The organism is Pseudomonas sp. S3_A03, assembly GCF_054668275.1.
On sequence record NZ_CP162753.1, the window covers coordinates 3,852,539 to 3,872,208 of the forward strand.

The window sequence follows — 19,670 nt, forward strand, 5'->3', positions numbered from 1 at the left end:
AAAAGTGCCGTGTGCGTCCTATCACAAACTCGACGCAAAACCGGCACAGCTTGTTATGACTGACAAACGCCAGACAAAAAAATGCCCGGCAAGCCGGGCATCTTTTTTTCGCGTACTTACAAGTTGTAGCCGCGTTCGTTGTGTTGCGCCAGGTCGAGGCCAACAGCCTCCTCCTCTTCGCTGACACGCAGGCCCATGACCATGTCCAGCACCTTCAGGATGATGTAGGTGACGATGGCCGTGTAGATCACGGTGAAACCGACGCCTTTGCACTGGATCCAGACTTGAGCCGCGATATCAGTCACGGTGCCGAAACCGCCCAGAGAAGGGGCTGCGAATACACCGGTAAGGATCGCGCCGAGAATACCGCCAATGCCGTGTACGCCGAAGGCATCCAGGGAATCGTCGTAGCCCAGCTTGCGCTTGAGAGTAGTGGCACAGAAGAAGCACACCACACCCGCCGCCAGGCCGATGATCAGTGCGCCCATCGGGCCCACGGTGCCGGCGGCCGGCGTGATCGCGACCAGGCCAGCCACCACACCCGAGGCGATGCCCAGTGCGCTTGGCTTACCGTGAGTGATCCACTCGGCGAACATCCAGCCCAGCGCCGCAGCGGCAGTTGCAATCTGAGTCACCAGCATCGCCATGCCCGCAGTGCCGTTGGCCGCAACAGCCGAGCCGGCGTTGAAGCCGAACCAGCCGATCCACAGCATGGCCGCACCGATCAGGGTGTAACCGAGGTTGTGCGGGGCCATCGGTGTGGTCGGGAAGCCCTTGCGCTTGCCGAGTACCAGGCAAGCTACCAGGCCGGCCACACCGGCGTTGATGTGAACCACGGTGCCGCCGGCGAAGTCCAGCACGCCCCAGTCCCACATCAGGCCACCGTTGCCGCTCCAGACCATGTGCGCGATCGGCGCATAGACCAGCGTGAACCAGATGCCCATGAAAATCAGCATTGCGGAAAACTTCATACGCTCAGCGAACGCACCGACGATCAGCGCCGGGGTGATGATGGCGAAGGTCATCTGGAAAGTGATGAACACCGCTTCCGGGAACAGCGCCGCAGGCCCGGTGATGCTGGCCGGAGTGACACCCGCCAGGAACGCCTTGCCCATGCCGCCGAAGAAGGAATTGAAGTTGACTACGCCCTGCTCCATACCGGTGGTATCGAACGCGATGCTGTAACCGTAGATGACCCACAGGATGCTGATCAGGCCAGTGATGGCGAAGCACTGCATCATCACCGACAGAATATTCTTGGAGCGGACCATGCCGCCGTAAAACAGCGCCAGGCCCGGGATGGTCATGAACAGCACCAGTGCGGTGGCGGTCAGCATCCAGGCGGTGTCGCCGGAGTTGAGGACTGGAGCAGCCACTTCGTCTGCCGCCATGGCCAGGCTTGGCATTACGATGGACAACAGGGCTCCGAGCCCTGCGAATTTACGCAGAGTCATATTGTTTTCTCCTGGGGCGTTGGGGTTTGGCGGCTTAGATTGCGTCGGTATCGGTTTCGCCGGTACGGATGCGAATAGCCTGTTCCAGATTGACCACGAAGATCTTGCCGTCACCGATCTTGCCGGTGTTGGCCGCCTTGGTTATCGCCTCGATAACCCGGTCAAGATCCTTGTCGTCAATGGCGACATCGATCTTCACCTTCGGCAGGAAATCGACTACGTATTCCGCGCCGCGATACAGCTCGGTATGACCCTTCTGCCGACCGAAGCCCTTGACCTCAGTAACGGTAATGCCCTGCACGCCGATCTCGGACAGTGACTCGCGTACATCGTCCAACTTGAACGGCTTGATGATGGCAGTGACTAGCTTCATGAAAACTCTCTCCCGAATTGGTGGACTTGCCCCAGGAAAACAAACCCGTCTCAAGTCTAAGCGCAGTGCCTGGCTTTGTAACGCATCGTCGCAAGGGCAGTTGCCATTGCGACGCCAGCTAACCACTGGTGACGAAACCTGTACCCCTGATCCGTCAGCGCACTGCATTCGTCACAGCGACTGCATCAGTGCATGGGTCATGATCGTCTAAGCAGAAACCTTGCCAGCTCCCGTAAAAACCACTGAAATCAGTCCATTGCCCACTTAAGCCCACCCGCAGGGCTGTCTGGCGGCCGCAATGCGCACGAAAACAGTGCGCCGCCGTCCGGCGCGATGCGCGAAAAGCGTGCGCCGCAGGCCGTGAAAAAGACTATAGACGCTGCGTGATACACTGCCCGCCAACAGTTTTCCGGAATATTTCCCATGCTCGCGCCCAAAGACCTCCTCGACGCCCTGAGCGGCCATGCCTCTCGCCTGTTCAGCGGCGAAACCCCGCTGCCCCGCAATGAAATCGAAAGCCAGTTCAAGGCCTTGCTGCAAAGTGGCTTCAGCAAGCTCGACCTGGTAAGCCGAGAAGAGTTTGATAGCCAAATGGTGGTGCTGGCCCGCACGCGTGCGCGGCTGGAGAGCCTGGAAGCGAAAGTCGCGGAGTTGGAAGCGCGGTTAACACCACCCGCTGAATAAACGCAGCCCGTGTGGAAGGGGGCTGGCTCCCTCCACACGCGCGTCACCTTTTTCTCTGGATACGTTCTGTAAAACCTCCGCGCTTCGCTCTTCCCCACCTCGTCTACCCTTGAAAAACCGCAGGAAGCGGCCCTCCATTTCAAGGAACGAGCATGTCCCTCGCCATTGTCCACAGCCGCGCCCAGGTCGGCGTCGAAGCCCCCGCCGTCACCGTAGAAGTGCACATGGCCAATGGCTTGCCTTCCCTGACCCTGGTGGGCCTGCCCGAAACCGCCGTCAAGGAAAGCAAGGACCGCGTGCGCAGCGCCATCCTCAACAGTGCCCTGCAATATCCCTCGCGCCGCATCACCCTCAACCTCGCGCCCGCCGACCTGCCCAAGGACGGCGGGCGCTTTGATTTGGCCATCGCCTTGGGGATTCTGGCGGCCAGCGTGCAGGTACCGGCGTTGATGCTCGATGAGGTCGAATGCCTGGGCGAATTGGCGCTGTCCGGTGAAGTGCGCGCGGTCAAAGGTGTGTTGCCAGCCGCATTGGCGGCGCGCAAGGCCGGGCGCACCGTGATAGTGCCGCGGGCGAATGCCGAGGAGGCCTGCCTGGCTTGCGGGTTGAAGGTGATAGCGGTGGATCACCTCCTGCAGGTGGTAGCGCACTTGAATGGGCAGGTGCCGATTGAGCCCTACAAATCCGATGGCTTGCTGTACCTGAACAAGCCCTACCCAGACTTGAGCGAAGTGCAGGGCCAACTCGCCGCCAAGCGTGCATTGCTGATCGCAGCGGCGGGTGCGCACAACCTGCTGTTCAGCGGGCCACCGGGCACCGGCAAGACCTTGCTCGCCAGCCGCCTGCCCGGTTTGCTACCGCCACTGAGCGAACAGGAGGCTCTGGAAGTGGCGGCGATCCAATCGGTGGTCAGCCTCGCGCCGCTGAGCCACTGGCCACACCGGCCGTTTCGCCAGCCGCACCATTCCGCTTCAGGCCCGGCGCTGGTGGGTGGCGGCTCGAAACCGCAGCCAGGGGAAATTACCCTGGCGCATCACGGGGTGTTGTTCCTGGATGAATTGCCGGAGTTCGATCGCAAAGTACTGGAGGTGCTGCGCGAGCCACTGGAGTCGGGACACATCGTGATTTCCCGCGCTCGCGACCGAGTGAGTTTCCCGGCGCGCTTCCAACTGGTGGCGGCCATGAACCCCTGCCCCTGCGGCTATATGGGCGAACCCAGTGGGCGTTGTCGCTGCACGCCGGAGCAAATCCAGCGGTATCGAAACAAGCTCTCCGGGCCGCTGCTAGATCGAATCGACCTGCACCTTACCGTGGCACGTGAAACAACCGCGTTGAATCCAACCCGGCAGGCCGGTGACACGACGGCTACAGCCTCGGCCCACGTGGCCGAAGCCAGGGACCGTCAGCAACGGCGCCAGGGCTGCGCCAATGCCTTCCTTGATCTACCGAGCCTGCGCGAGCACTGCCAATTACTGAAAGCCGATGAAAGCTGGCTGGAGGGTGCCTGCGAGCGGCTGACGTTGTCGCTGCGCGCGGCACATCGGCTACTCAAGGTGGCACGCACTCTGGCGGACTTGGATCAGGTGCAGGCGATCACCCGCGATCATCTCATGGAGGCCTTGCAATACCGGCCCCCAGCAATCACTTGAGTCTGGCGTAGGCCCCCTCGCACATTTTGCACAGCGTAATCTCAGCGGAACCGATCCACTTCATGGCGCAGGCCCGCCGCCAACGTTTCCAACTCCTTAGCGGTAATCGCCAAATTCGACACCACTTCACGCTGCTCGCTATTGGCCAGCGCGATGCTCTGCAAGTTGCTGCTGAGCAAGGTCGCGGTGCTGCTTTGCTCCTGGGTCGCGGTGGTAATCGCTGCGAACTGCTGACCGGCCGAGCGGCTTTGCTCGTCGATACGTGCCAGGGCCGAGGCCACGTCGGCGTTGCGCGACAGGCCTTCCTGCATCAGCGCATTGCCGTGCTCCATGGTGCTGATGGCATTGCCGGTTTCCTTCTGGATGCTCTGGATCATCCCGGAAATTTCATCCGTGGCTTCGCGGGTACGCGACGCCAGGTTGCGCACCTCGTCGGCTACCACGGCAAAACCGCGACCCTGTTCACCGGCCCGTGCGGCTTCGATGGCGGCGTTGAGCGCCAGCAGGTTGGTCTGCTCGGCGATGGAGGTGATCACGCCGACGATTCCGCCGATCTCCTGGGAGCGTTGGCCCAAGGTGTTGATCACGGACGCGGTGCTGTTCAGGGCGGTGGCGATGTGTTCCAGGGACGACGACGCCTCTTGCATCGAGTTGCGACCGATACGGGTTTGTTGCGCGTTTTCCTGGGCCAGGCGCTCGGTGGCGCCCATATTGTCGGCGATATTCAGCGACGTGGCGCTGAACTCCTCAACCGCGCCGGCCATGCTGGTGATCTCGCCGGACTGCTGTTCCATGCCGTCATAAGCACCGCCAGACAAACCGGACAGCGCTTGGGCACGGCTATTGACCTCTTCGGCTGCCTTGCGGATATGGGAAACCATGGTCGACAGCGCTTCACCCATTTGGTTGAAACTGCGCGCCAGTTGGCCAATTTCGTCATGGCTGGACACGTTCAGGCGTGCACTCAAATCACCCGCGCCCAAGGCTTCGGCCTGGCGCACCAGGTCGCTCAGCGGCTGCAGCTTGCTGCGCAGCAGCCACACCGTGGCACCCACCGCCAGCAGCATCGCCAGCACGCTGCCGATCACCAGGCGAATCCCGACCGCCCAGGTAACCGCGCGGATTTCAGCTTTCGGCATGCTCGCAACCACGGCCCAAGGGCCACCGTCGAAGGGTACCGAAACACTGTAGAAATCTTCGTTCTTGTCGCTCCAGAAGCGGCCTTTGCCAGGGGTCTTGGCCAGATCCAACATCACCGGCACCGCCTGATCCAACGCCTGTACACCCGCCGGCGGTACCAGCCAGCGCTTCTGCTCGTCGAGCAACGCCAGGGAGCCGGTCTGGCCGATGCGGAAGCGCTTGAGGTTTTCGAACTGCGCGGCCTGGGCGTCGGTGTAGTCAAACCCGATGAACAGCACGGCAATCACTTTGCCGCCGGCGTCGCGTACAGGGCTGTACTGGGTCATATAGGACCGATCGAACAACACTGCTCGCCCGATATAGGCCTGGCCACCGAGAACACGTTGGTAAGCCGGGCCTTGGCGATCAAGCACGGTGCCGATCGCGCGGCTGCCGTCCTGCTTGGTCAGGGACGTGCTGACGCGGATAAAGTCGTCGCCGCTGCGCACGAACACCGTGGCCACGCCGCCGGACATTTGCTTGAACTCGTCTACTTCGGTGAAGTTGTTGTTGAGCACTTCGCTGCCCAGCAACAGGCTCGGCGTCTGCACCCCGGCCACGGTGACCGGGTGATCGGCCTGCACCGACAGCCCGGCGCTGAAGCGCTTCTCAAACAACCCCGTCAGGCGCTGGGTGCTTTCGCGCAGCGTACTGTGGAAGGTATTGAGCTGGTCGGCGAGCAAACGCGCTTCGCTGGCCAGGTGCTCCTCGCGGGTATCGAGGTTGGCGGCATCGAGGGACCGCAGGGCGAAAACGGTACTGCCGCTGATGACGACAGCCAGAATCAAGGCTAATGCGAGGCCTAACTGGGAGGCGATCCGGGCGCGAGGTTGAGACATGACTGCTCCTGGCCGAGGCCAGGATCATCCTGATCTCATAGCGCTGCTCGGCAAATTATCTGGTGGGAAACGTTGGAGGACGATGGTGCCAACACACCTACTTCGGCGGCGCTCGGCAATACTTGAGCGAGTCGCAGGGGTATCACGCAAACGGTTGCGCGCCAGGCCTGCAACCCCCTCAATCGAGGCGCTCGACCGCCGGCAGGACCATGGCTTGCACTTCGCCCTGAAGGAAATCCGCCAGGCGCCGCAAGCGTTCACCACCGGGACGGGTTTTCGGCCACACCAGGTAGTAATTTTCCCCACTGGCCACCGCGGTCGGCCACGGCAGGCTCAAACGCCCCTGGGCCACGTCTTCGGCCACCATCAGCAGGTCGCCCATGGACACGCCGTAACCACGGGCGGCGGCGATCATGCCCAGCTCAAGCGTATCGAACACCTGCCCGCCCTTGAGCGAAACCTGGGACGACAACCCCATGCGCTCCAGCCAACTGCGCCAGTCGCGACGGTCTGGCGTGGGGTGCAGCAACTCGGCGCCGGCCAGGCGGTTTACATCCCAAGGCCCGTCGCTCAACAAGTTCGGCGCGCCAACCGGAATCAACAGCTCGGGGAACAGATAGCAGGCCTCCCAATCCGCTGGAAAATGCCCGTTGCTCAAGAGCACCGCGCAATCGAAAGGCTCCTGGTTGAAATCCACCTCATCCACGCTCATCCAGGCGCTGGTCAGTTGCACCTCATTGCCCGGCTGCAACGCCCGGAAGCGACTGAGCCGCGCCAACAACCAACGCATGGTCAGGGTCGACGGCGCCTTCATGCGCAAAATGTCGTCTTCGGCGTTCAGGGTGTGGCAGGCCCGTTCCAGTGCGGCAAACCCTTCGCGCACGCCGGGCAACAGCAGGCGCGCGGCTTCGGTGAGCTGCAAATTGCGGCCGCTGCGCTGAAACAGGCGGCAGGCGAAATGTTCTTCCAGGGTGCGGATATGCCGGCTCACCGCACTCTGGGTGATCGACAGCTCTTCAGCGGCGCGAGTAAAGGAATGGTGCCGGGAGGCCGCTTCAAATGCGCGCAAGGCATAAAGAGGAGGAAGACGACGAGACATGTTGAAAGCTCCGACAGCGCAATGCCCGAACCCTACCAGAATCAATCAGGCATGAGTTTTAATCATGCGAACGATCGCTTTTATCCCTTTGTGCATTGGGCGCAGAGCGCCGAGAATCAACCCTCTCCCAACCCTCTGATTTGTTGAGCGTGATGATCATGCAGCATCCGGCACGTACCGAACTCTGGGCCATTCTGCGGCTGTCAGGGCCGCTGATTGCCTCGCAGTTGGCGCACATGTTGATGGTGCTGACAGACACCTTGATGATGGCGCGCCTGAGCCCGGAAGCCCTGGCTGGCGGCGGCCTGGGCGCGGCGAGTTATTCGTTCGTGTCGATCTTCTGCATCGGCGTGATTGCTGCCGTGGGGACGCTGGTCGCTATCCGTCACGGCGCCGGCGATATCGAAGGCGCCACCCGCCTGACCCAGGCCGGGCTCTGGCTTGCCTGGCTGATGGCCCTGGCGGCGGCCTTGCTGCTATGGAACCTCAAACCGGTGCTGCTGATGTTCGGCCAGACCGAAACCAACGTGCAGTCGGCGGGACAGTTCCTCACGGTGCTGCCGTTCGCCTTGCCCGGCTACCTGAGCTTCATGGCTTTGCGCGGCTTCACCAGTGCCATCGGCAAGGCCACCCCGGTGATGGTGATCAGCCTCGGCGGCACGGTGCTCAACTACCTGCTCAATCACGCGCTGATCGAAGGCATGTTCGGCCTGCCGAAACTCGGCTTGATGGGCATCGGCCTGGTCACCGCCATCGTCGCCAATGGCATGGCGCTGGCGCTGATGTGGTACATCCGCAGCAACCGCGCCTACGCTGCCTACCCGCTGAGCAACGGCCTGCTGCGCCTCAACACCCACTATCTGCGCGAATTGTGGCGCCTGGGCCTGCCGATTGGCGGCACCTACGCGGTGGAGGTCGGGTTGTTCGCCTTTGCCGCGCTGTGCATGGGTACCATGGGCAGTACGCAGTTGGCGGCGCATCAGATCGCCCTGCAAATTGTCTCGGTGGCGTTCATGGTTCCGGCCGGCATGTCCTACGCGGTGACCATGCGCATCGGCCAGCACTATGGGGCCGGGCAATTGCTGCAAGCGCGCATGGCGGGGCGAGTGGGGATCAGTTTTGGCGCGGCGGTGATGTTGGGATTTGCCGCCGTGCTGTGGCTGTTTTCCGACCCTTTGATCGGGCTCTTCCTCGACCATGACGACCCGGCGTTCCACGACGTGATCGTGCTGGCAGTCAGCCTGTTGGCCGTCGCGGCCTGGTTCGAGCTGTTCGATGGCGTGCAGACCATCGCCATGGGCTGCATCCGAGGGCTCAAGGATGCCAAGACCACCTTTCTGGTGGGCTTGGGATGCTACTGGCTGATCGGCGCGCCTTCGGCCTGGCTGATGGCCTTCACCCTGGGCTGGGGGCCGACCGGTGTGTGGTGGGGTTTGGCGTTGGGCCTGGCGTGTGCAGCGGTCAGCCTGACTTGGGCGTTTGAAGCGAAGATGAAGCGAATGATTCGCCAGGAACCGCAAGTACACGCGAAATTCCCAGCCATGCAACCTGACTAGCGCGGGCACTTGGGTTGGGTTTACAGCTCAACCCAGTAACGCCTGCTGGCCCTTGTCGAACTTCAAGTACTCCACCAACTCCGGCAGCGGCAACGGTTTGCTGATCAGGTAACCCTGGGCCTGGTCGCAGCCAAACAGCCTCAGCAACGCGAGTTGCTCCGGGGTTTCCACGCCTTCGGCCACCACTTCCAGGTTGAGATTGTGTGCCAGGTTGATCATCGCGTGTACCAGCTTGCGGTTCTCTTCGCGCTCTTCCATGCCGCCGACAAAGCTCTTGTCGATCTTCAACAAGGCGATCGGCAAGCTATTGAGGTGCACGAACGATGAGAAACCGGTGCCGAAGTCATCCAGGGAAAACCGCACACCCAGGCGACCGAGGGCATCCATGGTCTGCTTGACCAGGTCACTGCGGCGCATCACGGCGGTTTCGGTCAGCTCGAACTCCAACCACTGCGCCTCCACGCCGCGCTCGCTGATCAGCCGGCTGAGCGTGGAGAGCAACTGGCTGTCCTGGAACTGGCGGAACGACAGGTTGACCGCCATGTGCAGCGGCGGCAGGCCGCGTTCGCGCAGGTCTTGCATGTCGCGCAGGGCCCGGGAGATCACCCAGTAGCCCAGCGGTACGATCAGGCCGCTCTGTTCGGCCAGGGGCACGAATTCGCTGGGGGGCAACAGGCCGCGTTCGCCGTGGCGCCAGCGCACCAGGGCCTCAAGGCCGACGATATGCCCATCGTCCAGATCCAGGCGTGGCTGGTAATGCAACTCCAACTCATCGCGACGCAGGGCACGGCGCAGTTCACTTTCCAGGTCGGCCAGGCTGCGCGCATTGCGGTTGATGCGTTCGTTGAAGATATGAAAGGTGCAGCCCTGAGTGCTTTTGGCTTGCTGCATGGCGATATGGGCGTGCCACATCAGCGGGTCGGCGCCGGCGCGCGCACGGGCATGCGCCACGCCCAGGCTGCAACCGATCAGCAGGCTTTCGCCATCTACCCAGTAAGGTTCGGCCATCGCTTCGGTAATGCGCTCGGCCATCCATTCGGCGCGCTGGGGCGCACGGCGGGTGTCGATCAACAGCGCAAATTCATCGCTGCCCAGGCGGGCCAGTTGGTCGCCGACCTCAAGCTGGTTCTTGAGCCGCGAGACCACCTGCAGGATCAACCGGTCGCCGGCCTGGTGGCCGAGGGCGTCGTTGGCGTGACGGAAATTGTCGAGGTCCAGGTGACCGAGGGCCAGGCCGCGACCTTCGTTCTCGGCCAGCCGCGCGGCCAGCAGGGTCTGGAAACCCTGGCGGTTGGCGATACCGGTGAGGGGGTCTTGCTCGGCCAGGCGCTGCAGGGTGTTTTCCAGCACACCACGCTCGCGCACATGGCGCAGGCAACGGCGCACAGTGTCGGCGTCCAATCCATCATGGATCAGCCAATCACTGACGCCCAACGGCGCTACCAACGGCTCCTCTTCCAGCAGCAACACACACGGCAGGCTGCAACGGCCAGGCCCGGGCTGCAGGCTGGGCGTGGTCAATAGCACGGCGCTTTGGTCGTCATCGAACAGACGACTCACCGAGTCCCAGTTGGGTGCGCTGATCAGCACAGCCCCTTCGCCCATCGGCGCCAGGCACTCGCGCAACAAAGCTGCCCACTCAGGCGCATCGGCCAATAGCAGCAAACGCAAGGGTTCGACAGGCGTAGACAAGCTAGCTCCCTAGACTCTGCAAAAATTCGTTGGCGGCGGGCATTATGACGTGCGACCTGACAATCACCAATGACAGGGGTTATCAAATACGCAGGCTGTAAGCAATTGTCTTAAAAACTAATACATCCTGCGGCAAAGTAGCAAAAGCGGCAAATTTAGATCGAGTGGTACGTCACACCGTCGATCCAGAGCAGCAGAATCTCGCCAGCCTGTTAAAATGCCCGCCCTTTTGAACAACGACTCCCTGAACTCTGTATGTCCCGACTCAATCCCCGGCAGCAAGAAGCCGTGAACTATGTCGGCGGCCCTCTATTGGTGCTCGCCGGCGCAGGCTCCGGCAAGACCAGCGTGATCACCCGCAAGATCGCGCACCTGATCCAGAACTGCGGCATCCGCGCGCAGTACATCGTCGCCATGACCTTTACCAACAAGGCCGCGCGCGAGATGAAAGAGCGTGTCGGCACCCTGCTCAAGGGTGGCGAGGGTCGGGGCCTGACCGTGTGTACGTTCCACAACCTGGGCCTGAACATCATCCGCAAGGAGCATGCGCGGCTGGGCTACAAGCCGGGTTTCTCGATTTTTGACGAGACCGACGTCAAAGCCCTGATGACCGACATCATGCAGAAGGAATACGCGGGCGACGACGGCGTTGACGAGATCAAGAACATGATCGGCGCCTGGAAGAACGACCTGATCCTGCCCGCCCAAGCCCTGGAAAACGCACGCAACCCCAAGGAACAGACCGCCGCCATCGTCTACACCCACTATCAACGCACGCTGAAGGCGTTCAACGCGGTGGACTTCGATGACCTGATCCTGCAACCGGTCAAGCTGTTCCAGGAACACGCCGACATCCTTGAAAAGTGGCAGAACAAGGTGCGCTACCTGCTGGTGGACGAATACCAGGACACCAACGCCAGCCAGTATTTGCTGGTGAAGCTACTGATCGGCACGCGCAACCAGTTCACCGTGGTGGGCGACGATGACCAATCGATCTACGCCTGGCGCGGCGCCCGCCCGGAAAACCTGATGCTGCTCAAGGTCGACTACCCGTCCCTGAAAGTGGTGATGCTGGAGCAGAACTACCGCTCTACCAGCCGCATCCTGCGTTGCGCCAACGTGTTGATCTCCAACAACCCCCACGAGTTTGAAAAACAGCTGTGGAGCGAGATGGGCCATGGCGATGAGATCCGCGTGATCCGTTGCCGCAACGAAGACGCCGAAGCCGAGCGCGTGGCCGTGGAAATCCTCAGCCTGCACTTGCGTACCGACCGGCCCTACAGCGACTTTGCGATCCTGTATCGCGGCAACTACCAGGCCAAGCTGATCGAGCTGAAATTGCAGCACCACCAGGTGCCGTATCGCCTGTCGGGCGGCAACAGTTTTTTCGGACGCCAGGAAGTAAAAGACCTGATGGCCTACTTCCGGTTGATCGTGAACCCGGACGACGACAACGCCTTCCTGCGGGTGATCAACGTCCCACGTCGGGAGATCGGTTCGACGACGCTGGAAAAACTCGGCAACTACGCCACCGAGCGCAAGATCTCGATGTACGCCGCCACCGATGAAATCGGCCTGGGCGAACACCTGGACACACGCTTCACCGATCGTCTGTCGCGCTTCAAGCGTTTTATGGACAAGGTGCGCGAACAATGCGCCGGGGAAGACCCGATCAGCGCCCTGCGCAGCATGGTCATGGACATTGACTATGAGAACTGGCTGCGCACCAACAGCTCCAGCGACAAGGCCGCGGATTACCGCATGGGCAACGTCTGGTTCCTGATCGAAGCGCTGAAGAACACCCTGGAAAAAGACGAAGACGGCGAAATGACCGTCGAGGACGCCATCGGCAAGCTGGTGCTGCGCGACATGCTTGAGCGCCAGCAAGAAGAGGAAGACGGCGCCGAAGGTGTGCAGATGATGACCTTGCATGCCTCCAAGGGTCTGGAATTTCCCTACGTGTTCATCATGGGCATGGAAGAAGAAATCCTCCCGCACCGCTCCAGTATTGAAGCCGACACCATCGAAGAGGAACGGCGCCTGGCCTACGTGGGCATTACCCGCGCGCGTCAGACTCTGGCCTTCACCTTTGCCGCCAAGCGCAAGCAATACGGCGAAATCATCGATTGTGCCCCCAGCCGGTTCCTCGACGAACTACCGCCGGATGACTTGGCCTGGGAAGGCAATGACGACACCCCGACCGAGGTGAAGGCCGTTCGCGGCAATACCGCCCTGGCGGATATACGCGCAATGCTAAAGCGCTAGAATCGACTATTTTTTAATCTACTTTCGGCGCGCACCGCGCCATTAGAGGAAGCTTTCCGTGGAAGCACTGCACAAGAAAATTCGCGAAGAAGGCATCGTGCTTTCCGATCAGGTACTCAAGGTCGACGCCTTTTTGAACCACCAGATCGACCCGGCACTGATGAAACTGATCGGCGACGAATTCGCCGCGCTGTTCAAGGATTCGGGCATCACCAAGATCGTCACCATCGAAGCCTCGGGTATCGCCCCGGCGATCATGACCGGCCTGAACCTGGGCGTACCGGTGATTTTTGCGCGCAAGCAGCAGTCGCTGACCCTGACCGAAAACCTGCTGTCGGCGACGGTGTATTCCTTCACCAAGAAAACCGAGAGCACCGTGGCGATCTCGCCGCGTCATCTGACCAGCAGCGACCGCGTGTTGGTGATCGATGACTTTTTGGCCAACGGCAAGGCGTCCCAGGCGCTGATTTCGATCATCAAGCAGGCCGGCGCGACCGTTGCGGGCCTGGGGATCGTGATCGAGAAGTCGTTCCAGGGTGGCCGTGCGGAGCTGGATGCGCAGGGCTATCGGGTTGAGTCGCTGGCGCGGGTGAAGTCGCTGGCAGGTGGGGTTGTCACCTTTATCTGAGGCAACACCGCTTGAAATGTAGGAGGGGGCTTGCTCCCGATAGCGGTGTATCAGTCACCAAATGTATTGGCTGACACACTGCCTATCGGGGGCAAGCCCCCTCCCACATTTGGTTTTATATTGGTTTTCAGTGCGCGGTTGCTTGTAAGCCCGCCAGCAACAAGCGCTGATAGAGATCCTCTTTCAGCCCCTCCGGCCTATCCAGCCGCATCCGCTCCAGATGCCTGGGAAACGCCTCCGGCTCCGGAGCATCCAGCGCGGCCTTGCCCAGCTCAAGCACCTCCGTCAGCTTGAACTTACTCTTGAGCCAGTTCAGCGCCCGTAACAAGTCCCGCTCTTCATTGGTGAAATCACTGCCCAACGGGTACTCCGGGAACAAGCGTTTATGCCGCGCCTGAATGCCTTTGAGGCGCTCCGGCGTGTTGTCGGCAAAACGTGGATCCAACTGAAAGCCCCTGGGTAACTTGCCGGCCTTTTGCGCCTGCTCGATCAAGTCGGCCTGGAAGCGTGAGTCGCTGATAGTAAGCAGTGCTTCGATCACCTTGGCGTCCGTCTGCCCCCGCAAGTCGGCAATTCCGTACTCGGTGATCACGATATCCCGCAGGTGCCGGGGGATGGTGCAGTGGCCGTAGCCCCAGACGATATTGGAACTGACCTCCCCGCCGACTCGCGCCAGCTGCGCAAGATCAGGATCGAGCGCGCACCGTCCAATGCATGGCCCTGGGCAACAAAATTGTATTGCCCGCCCACGCCGCTGAGTACGCGACCGTCTTCCAACTGGTCCGCGACGCCCGCGCCGAGCAAGGTCACCATGATTGCGCTGTTGATAAACCGCGCATCCTGGCGCTGCAAACGCTTGAGTTCTTCCTGACCGTACAGCTCGTTGATGTAGCTGATGCGGGTCATGTTGAATTGCAGGCGCTTGGCGTGGGTCATTTCCTGCAAGCGCTGGTAAAAACTGCGGGGGCCCAGGAAGAAACCACCGTGTATCGACACCCCATCGGGCTGCGCCGCATCGTCCAGCAAGCCGGCGTTGGCCTGCTCCTGAGTCGCCACATCCGGATAAACCTTGCGTCGCACAATCCCCGCATCCGCCAGCACCAGCAGGCCGTTGACGAACATCTCGCTGCAGCCGTAGAGGCCACGGGCGAAGGGATCGACACCGCCTTCACGGCTGATCAGCGGCGCCCACTGGTACACATCAAGGTCCGTCAGCAGCAGGCGGTAGGCTTCGTTGTCGGCCTGGCGCGCGAGCAAGGCGGCGGTCAGCGCATCCCCCATGGAACCGATGCCTATCTGCAAGGTGCCGCCATCACGCACCAGGGTGCTGGCGTGCAGGCCGATGAAATGATCCTGGAACCCCACCGGCATATTCGGCGTGGAAAACAGCGTGGTGCTGTCCTTGGCATCGATCAGGTAGTCGAACGCATCCATGCCCAATTCGGAATCGCCAGGCATGTAGGGCAAGTCGGTGTGGACCTGGCCGACGATCAAAATGGTTTCGCCCGCGTCGCGGCGCTTTTCGATCATCGGCAGCAGGTCAAGGCTGATATCGGGGTTGCAGCTCAGGCTCAGGCGGTCCGGATGCTCGGCGCTGCTGGCCACCAATTGTGCAACCAGATTCAAGCCAGCGGCATTGATATCGCGGGCGGCGTGGCTGTAGTTACTGCTGACGTAATCCTGCTGGGCCGACGTGCTGTGCAGCAAACTGCCGGGCTGCATGAAGAACTGCCGTACGTGGATGTTGTTTGGAAGGCTGTCTTTATGCAGGTCGGCGAGGAAATCCAGCTCGGGATAGTCACCGAACACCCGCTCGATGAAGGGTTCGAGAAAGCGCTTCTGCAACCCGTCACCCAGGGTTGGCCGGCCAAGGCTCAGGGCGGTGTAAATCGTAAGCGCGCGCTCCGGCAGTTGGGCGATTCGCCGGTACAGCGCGTTGACGAACAGGTTGGGCTTACCCAGGCCCAGCGGCATGCCCATGTGGATATGCGCCGGCAAGCGCGCCAGTACGTCGTCAACTGCTTGCTCGATTGAACACAACTGCACCATCCGACTGCTCCCGAACATTCCATGAATAGGGGTTCGACCGAGCTTGCCGGGTCTTTGCTGCAATGAACAGCGCAAAACCTGAATGACAGGTACAAAAAAGCCGCTCGTAAGCGGCATTTTTGGCGAAGATTGACTGATTACAACCCAGACATCTGCTTGATAGCGCCTTTGAGGTCGTCATCCGAGCAATCCGCGCAGGTGCCTTTGGGCGGCATGGCGTTGATCCCGGTGATCGCCTTGGCCAGGATGCCGTCGAGACCGCCCTGGTGGTCGGCGCGCTCTTTCCAGGCGGCTTTGTCGCCGATTTTCGGCGCGCCCAGCAGGCCAGTGCCGTGGCAAGCATTGCAGTGTTTGGCGATGATCTCGTCCGGCGTTTTCGCGCCGCCACCGCCCGCTGCAACGGCGACTTCCATGCCCTTGCACTCCTGGCCCTGGACGCAAACCTGGCCGACAGGCTCCAGGCGTTTGGCAATTTCATCATTGGTCGCAGCTTGAGCGCTGACAGCCCATAGGGCCAGTACGGTTGCTGGTGCAGCCAGCATTTTCATAATTAGGTTCACGCGTTCACCCTCAATGGTGGCTATTCACGCCTGCGGCCACGGTTTCGCAGGCGGCGAAAGTATAACGGTTAGCCCGCCTGGCCGAAACAACCCTATTAAATAAAGGGAGATTCAGTCTCGCGGAATACTGCTGCGGGAGCCTCTGCAACGCTGGCAGGACGCCTCTATTCTTAAAAGTTCGCGGGTGTGGCTGCGCTGATTAGCCGCGCCGGTACGTCGAACGGATTGCGAAAACGATGGGGCTTGGTACTTTCAAAGTAGTAGCTATCGCCGGCTTCGAGCACAAAAGTTTCAAGACCGACCACCAACTCCAAACGGCCCTCCACCAGAATCCCGGTTTCCTCGCCTTCGTGGGTGAGCATTTCTTCGCCGGTATCAGCGCCCGGCGGGTAGATTTCGTTGAGAAACGCGATGGCCCGGCTAGGGTGCGCCCGACCTACCAATTTCATGGTCACCGCGCCGTCGGAGATGTCGATCAGCTCATTGGCTTTATAGACGATCTGCGTCGGAATTTCCTGGAGGATCTCCTCGGAAAAGAACTCGACCATCGACATGGGGATGCCGCCCAGCACCTTGCGCAAGGAGCTGATCGAGGGGCTGACACTGTTTTTTTCGATCATCGAAATGGTGCTGTTGGTGACACCCGCACGCTTGGCGAGTTCACGCTGGGAAAGACCCTTCAGCTTACGGATGGATTGCAGTCGTTCGCCGACGTCCAATGCGGGAGCCTCCTAGGATTCAGGCGTTGTTGTAATTGGCCGTTATCATGGCGACAGCGTTCAGTATTTACAACACTTGGGCCTAAATCCCAGGCAGCTGTGTTCGTGCGCGGCGGTCAAGCGCCGGAATAGAGCCTTGGCACCCGGCGCAGGTTGCAGAAGATCTGGTAGGGGATGGTGTCAGCGGCCACCGCGACGTCGCTGGCGAGGATATTTTTGCCCCACAGCTCTACCGTGGAGCCAAGGCCAGCCTGAGGCACATCCGTCAGGTCGATACACAGCATGTCCATGGACACACGCCCCAGCAACTGGCTGCGCTGCCCGGCCACCAGCACCGGCGTACCCGTGGGCGCGTGACGCGGATAGCCGTCTGCGTAGCCCATGGCAACCACGCCGATACGCATCGGCTTGGGCGTAACGAACCGGGCGCCGTAGCCCACCGGCTCGCCAGCCGGCAGTTCGCGCACACAGATCACTTTCGATTCCAGGGTCATCACCGGTTGCAAGCGCGCGGCCAGAGCCTGGTTTTCACCAAATGGGGTGGCGCCGTACAGCATGATGCCCGGGCGTACCCAGTCGCTGAGCACATTTGGCCAGCCCAATACCGCGGGTGAATTGCGCAGGCTGACTTCGGCCGCCAGACCCTGGCGCGCCGCTTCAAACACCGCCACTTGTTCGGTGCTGCTGGCGCAATCAAGCTCATCGGCGCGGGCAAAGTGACTCATCAGCACAATCTTCGCGACTTTACCGCTGGCCAGCAGGCGCTGATAAGCCGCGTGGTAATCCTTGGGATGCAGGCCCACGCGATGCATGCCCGAGTCCAGCTTGAGCCAAATAGTCAAGGGCTTGCTCAGCGTGGCCTGTTCGATCGCATCCAGTTGCCACAGCGAATGCACCACGCACCAAAAATCATGCTCGACGATCAGCCCCAGCTCATCCGCTTCAAAAAAACCTTCCAGCAGCAACACTGGCGCGCGAATGCCAGCGGCGCGCAGCTCCAACGCCTCTTCGATGCATGCCACGGCGAACCCATCGGCCTCGGCTTCCAGCGCCTGGGCCACGCGCACGGCGCCATGGCCGTAGGCATCGGCCTTGATCACGGCAAGGGCCTTGGCCCCGGTGACTTCACGGGCCAATTGGTAGTTGTGGCGCAGGGCTTGGAGGTCGATCAGGGCACGGGCTGGACGCATGGCGGCAGGCTTCTAGGCAGCGGAGTGAAAAAAAACGGTACCGACAGACAGCATCGGCACCGTAAGAGGGATCGTGTTTAAGGCAGCGCGGCCACGACGGACAGCTCTACGAGGATTTGCGGCTCGCACAATTTGGCTTCAACCGTGGCACGGGCCGGGGCGACGCCTTTAGGCAACCACGTGTCCCACACCGCGTTCATGCCGGCGAAATCGGCGTCAATGTCTTTCAGGTAGATCGTCACCGACAGCAACCGGCTCTTGTCGGTCCCGGCCAAGCCCAGCAAACGCTCGATATTGGCCAAGGTTTCACGGGTCTGCTGTTCAATCCCCGCGTTCATGTCGTCGCCGACTTGCCCTGCCAGGTACACGGTACCGCTGTGGACAACGATCTGGCTCATGCGCTCATTGGTGAGCTGGCGCTGGATTGACATGTTTTGCGGACTCCTGGTGGTTGCCGTAACGGGAAATATCGAGGCCTGCGGCGCTGATCTGCGGGGTTTTCCTGGCCATCAGGTCGGCCAGCAAGCGACCGGAACCGCACGCCATGGTCCAACCGAGGGTGCCGTGGCCGGTATTGAGGAACAGGTTCCTGAACGGTGTGGCACCGACAATGGGTGTGCCGTCGGGTGTGGTCGGACGCAGGCCGGTCCAGAAACTGGCCTCGGCCAAATCGCCGCCCTGAGGATAAAGGTCGTTGACGATCATCTCCAGGGTTTCACGTCGACGAGGGTTAAGCGACAGGTCAAAACCGGCTATTTCAGCCATGCCACCCACGCGAATGCGGTTATCGAAACGGGTGATCGCGACCTTGTAGGTTTCATCGAGGATGGTCGACGTCGGTGCCATCGCCGGGTTGGTGATCGGCACGGTCAGCGAGTAGCCCTTGAGCGGGTACACCGGTGCCTTGATCCCCAGCGGCTTGAGCAGTTTTGGCGAGTAGCTACCCAGGGCCAGCACGTAGCGGTCGGCGGTTTCGAGCTTGCCGTCGATCCACACGCCGTTGATGCGATCACCGGCCTGGTCAAGGCGTTGGATGTCCTGTTCGAAGCGGAACTCCACACCCAGCTGTTTGCACATCTCGGCCAGGCGTGTGGTGAACATCTGGCAGTCGCCGGTCTGGTCGTTAGGCAGGCGCAGGGCACCGGCGAGGATATCGGTGACGCTGGCCAGGGCCGGCTCAACGCGGGCAATGCCGGCGCGATCGAGCAGTTCGAACGGCACACCGGACTCTTTCAACACCGCGATATCCTTGGCGGCGCCATCCAATTGGGCTTGGGTGCGGAACAACTGGGTAGTCCCGAGGCTACGGCCTTCGTAGGCAATGCCGGTCTCGGCGCGCAATTCATCGAGGCAGTCGCGGCTGTACTCGGACAAGCGCACCATGCGCTCCTTGTTCACGGCATAGCGACTGGCCGTGCAGTTGCGCAACATCTGCGCCATCCACAGGTATTGATCGATATCGGCGGTGGCCTTGAGCGCCAGCGGCGCGTGGCGTTGCAGCAACCACTTGATGGCCTTGAGCGGCACACCCGGCGCGGCCCAGGGCGAGGCATAGCCGGGAGACACTTGGCCGGCATTGGCGAAACTGGTTTCCATGGCGGCGGCGGGCTGACGGTCGACTACCACGACCTCAAAACCGGCCCGAGCCAAATAGTAGGCACTGGTCACACCAATGACGCCGCTACCCAAGACCAGAACGCGCATTTTTATATCCTCATCGCGGCCTGGCCGCTG

General features: G+C 61.2%; 15 protein-coding genes and 1 pseudogene. 5 read left to right on the plus strand and 11 right to left on the minus strand.

The features are described from left to right. Nucleotides 1-116: 116 nt before the first annotated feature. Together AB4O25_RS17685 and glnK are read right to left on the minus strand one after the other, a co-directional pair. The gene (locus AB4O25_RS17685) at nucleotides 117-1,454 is read right to left on the minus strand and encodes an ammonium transporter (protein ID WP_017526841.1); all 1,338 of its coding nucleotides are present in this window, start codon (nucleotides 1,452-1,454) and stop codon (nucleotides 117-119) included. Between the two features lie 34 nt (nucleotides 1,455-1,488). After that, on the minus strand, nucleotides 1,489-1,827 hold the full coding sequence (gene glnK, locus AB4O25_RS17690; protein WP_002555808.1) for a P-II family nitrogen regulator: 339 nt from the start codon (nucleotides 1,825-1,827) through the stop codon (nucleotides 1,489-1,491). Between the two features lie 423 nt (nucleotides 1,828-2,250). On the opposite strand from glnK, the gene AB4O25_RS17695 reads away from it, so the two are divergent. Together AB4O25_RS17695 and AB4O25_RS17700 are read left to right on the plus strand one after the other, a co-directional pair. Beyond that, nucleotides 2,251-2,511, plus strand: a complete 261-nt coding sequence (locus AB4O25_RS17695) for an accessory factor UbiK family protein (RefSeq protein WP_017526840.1) — start codon at nucleotides 2,251-2,253, stop codon at nucleotides 2,509-2,511. A gap of 152 nt (nucleotides 2,512-2,663) precedes the next feature. Beyond that, the gene (locus AB4O25_RS17700; RefSeq protein ID WP_460149826.1) at nucleotides 2,664-4,160 is read left to right on the plus strand and encodes a YifB family Mg chelatase-like AAA ATPase; all 1,497 of its coding nucleotides are present in this window, start codon (nucleotides 2,664-2,666) and stop codon (nucleotides 4,158-4,160) included. Nucleotides 4,161-4,201: 41 nt separating this feature from the next. Here AB4O25_RS17700 and AB4O25_RS17705 read toward each other — a convergent pair whose 3' ends face one another. Both AB4O25_RS17705 and AB4O25_RS17710 read right to left on the minus strand, forming a co-directional pair. Beyond that, on the minus strand, nucleotides 4,202-6,178 hold the full coding sequence (locus AB4O25_RS17705) for a methyl-accepting chemotaxis protein (RefSeq protein ID WP_017526838.1): 1,977 nt from the start codon (nucleotides 6,176-6,178) through the stop codon (nucleotides 4,202-4,204). Nucleotides 6,179-6,356: 178 nt separating this feature from the next. Then, nucleotides 6,357-7,277: a LysR substrate-binding domain-containing protein gene (locus tag AB4O25_RS17710; protein ID WP_017526837.1), complete on the minus strand. Its 921-nt coding sequence runs from the start codon at nucleotides 7,275-7,277 to the stop codon at nucleotides 6,357-6,359. A gap of 152 nt (nucleotides 7,278-7,429) precedes the next feature. On the opposite strand from AB4O25_RS17710, the gene AB4O25_RS17715 reads away from it, so the two are divergent. Continuing rightward, nucleotides 7,430-8,833, plus strand: coding sequence for a NorM family multidrug efflux MATE transporter (locus AB4O25_RS17715; protein WP_065879261.1), 1,404 nt, complete (start codon nucleotides 7,430-7,432; stop codon nucleotides 8,831-8,833). A gap of 27 nt (nucleotides 8,834-8,860) precedes the next feature. Here the strand turns inward: AB4O25_RS17715 and AB4O25_RS17720 are convergent, their stop codons facing one another. Further along, entirely contained in the window at nucleotides 8,861-10,525 is a 1,665-nt protein-coding gene (locus AB4O25_RS17720; RefSeq protein WP_017526835.1) for a putative bifunctional diguanylate cyclase/phosphodiesterase, read from the minus strand. A gap of 255 nt (nucleotides 10,526-10,780) precedes the next feature. Here AB4O25_RS17720 and rep point away from each other — a divergent pair, with 255 nt between their 5' ends. Then, nucleotides 10,781-12,790, plus strand: a complete 2,010-nt coding sequence (gene rep, locus AB4O25_RS17725) for a DNA helicase Rep (protein ID WP_017526834.1) — start codon at nucleotides 10,781-10,783, stop codon at nucleotides 12,788-12,790. Nucleotides 12,791-12,848: 58 nt separating this feature from the next. Continuing rightward, on the plus strand, nucleotides 12,849-13,418 hold the full coding sequence (locus AB4O25_RS17730; protein WP_003176890.1) for a xanthine phosphoribosyltransferase: 570 nt from the start codon (nucleotides 12,849-12,851) through the stop codon (nucleotides 13,416-13,418). A 127-nt stretch (nucleotides 13,419-13,545) separates the two neighbouring features. Here AB4O25_RS17730 and AB4O25_RS17735 read toward each other — a convergent pair. From AB4O25_RS17735 to dadA, 6 genes and pseudogenes are all read right to left on the minus strand, one after another. Beyond that, a pseudogene (locus tag AB4O25_RS17735) lies at nucleotides 13,546-15,467 on the minus strand (acetyl-CoA hydrolase/transferase C-terminal domain-containing protein). A 137-nt stretch (nucleotides 15,468-15,604) separates the two neighbouring features. Then, entirely contained in the window at nucleotides 15,605-16,015 is a 411-nt protein-coding gene (locus AB4O25_RS17740) for a c-type cytochrome (RefSeq protein WP_017526832.1), read from the minus strand. 182 nt (nucleotides 16,016-16,197) lie between these two features. Beyond that, the gene (locus AB4O25_RS17745; protein WP_003176893.1) at nucleotides 16,198-16,746 is read right to left on the minus strand and encodes a cupin domain-containing protein; all 549 of its coding nucleotides are present in this window, start codon (nucleotides 16,744-16,746) and stop codon (nucleotides 16,198-16,200) included. A 116-nt stretch (nucleotides 16,747-16,862) separates the two neighbouring features. Then, the gene (alr, locus tag AB4O25_RS17750) at nucleotides 16,863-17,936 is read right to left on the minus strand and encodes an alanine racemase (protein ID WP_068935995.1); all 1,074 of its coding nucleotides are present in this window, start codon (nucleotides 17,934-17,936) and stop codon (nucleotides 16,863-16,865) included. Nucleotides 17,937-18,013: 77 nt separating this feature from the next. Further along, on the minus strand, nucleotides 18,014-18,367 hold the full coding sequence (locus tag AB4O25_RS17755) for a RidA family protein (protein WP_017526830.1): 354 nt from the start codon (nucleotides 18,365-18,367) through the stop codon (nucleotides 18,014-18,016). Further along, nucleotides 18,339-19,640: a D-amino acid dehydrogenase gene (gene dadA / locus AB4O25_RS17760; protein WP_460149827.1), complete on the minus strand. Its 1,302-nt coding sequence runs from the start codon at nucleotides 19,638-19,640 to the stop codon at nucleotides 18,339-18,341. Before dadA ends, AB4O25_RS17755 begins: the two co-directional genes overlap by 29 nt. Nucleotides 19,641-19,670 lie beyond the last annotated feature (30 nt).

What these genes read in the sequence shown, in the direction of transcription:
- AB4O25_RS17685 (WP_017526841.1), bottom strand. Translation starts at nt 1,454, where the DNA reads ATGACTCTGCGTAAATTCGCAGGGCTCGGAGCCCTGTTGTCCATCGTA.
- glnK (WP_002555808.1), bottom strand. Translation starts at nt 1,827, where the DNA reads ATGAAGCTAGTCACTGCCATCATCAAGCCGTTCAAGTTGGACGATGTA.
- AB4O25_RS17695 (WP_017526840.1), top strand. Translation starts at nt 2,251, where the DNA reads ATGCTCGCGCCCAAAGACCTCCTCGACGCCCTGAGCGGCCATGCCTCT.
- AB4O25_RS17700 (WP_460149826.1), top strand. Translation starts at nt 2,664, where the DNA reads ATGTCCCTCGCCATTGTCCACAGCCGCGCCCAGGTCGGCGTCGAAGCC.
- AB4O25_RS17705 (WP_017526838.1), bottom strand. Translation starts at nt 6,178, where the DNA reads ATGTCTCAACCTCGCGCCCGGATCGCCTCCCAGTTAGGCCTCGCATTA.
- AB4O25_RS17710 (WP_017526837.1), bottom strand. Translation starts at nt 7,277, where the DNA reads ATGTCTCGTCGTCTTCCTCCTCTTTATGCCTTGCGCGCATTTGAAGCG.
- AB4O25_RS17715 (WP_065879261.1), top strand. Translation starts at nt 7,430, where the DNA reads ATGATCATGCAGCATCCGGCACGTACCGAACTCTGGGCCATTCTGCGG.
- rep (WP_017526834.1), top strand. Translation starts at nt 10,781, where the DNA reads ATGTCCCGACTCAATCCCCGGCAGCAAGAAGCCGTGAACTATGTCGGC.
- AB4O25_RS17740 (WP_017526832.1), bottom strand. Translation starts at nt 16,015, where the DNA reads ATGAAAATGCTGGCTGCACCAGCAACCGTACTGGCCCTATGGGCTGTC.
- alr (WP_068935995.1), bottom strand. Translation starts at nt 17,936, where the DNA reads ATGCGTCCAGCCCGTGCCCTGATCGACCTCCAAGCCCTGCGCCACAAC.
- AB4O25_RS17755 (WP_017526830.1), bottom strand. Translation starts at nt 18,367, where the DNA reads ATGTCAATCCAGCGCCAGCTCACCAATGAGCGCATGAGCCAGATCGTT.
- dadA (WP_460149827.1), bottom strand. Translation starts at nt 19,640, where the DNA reads ATGCGCGTTCTGGTCTTGGGTAGCGGCGTCATTGGTGTGACCAGTGCC.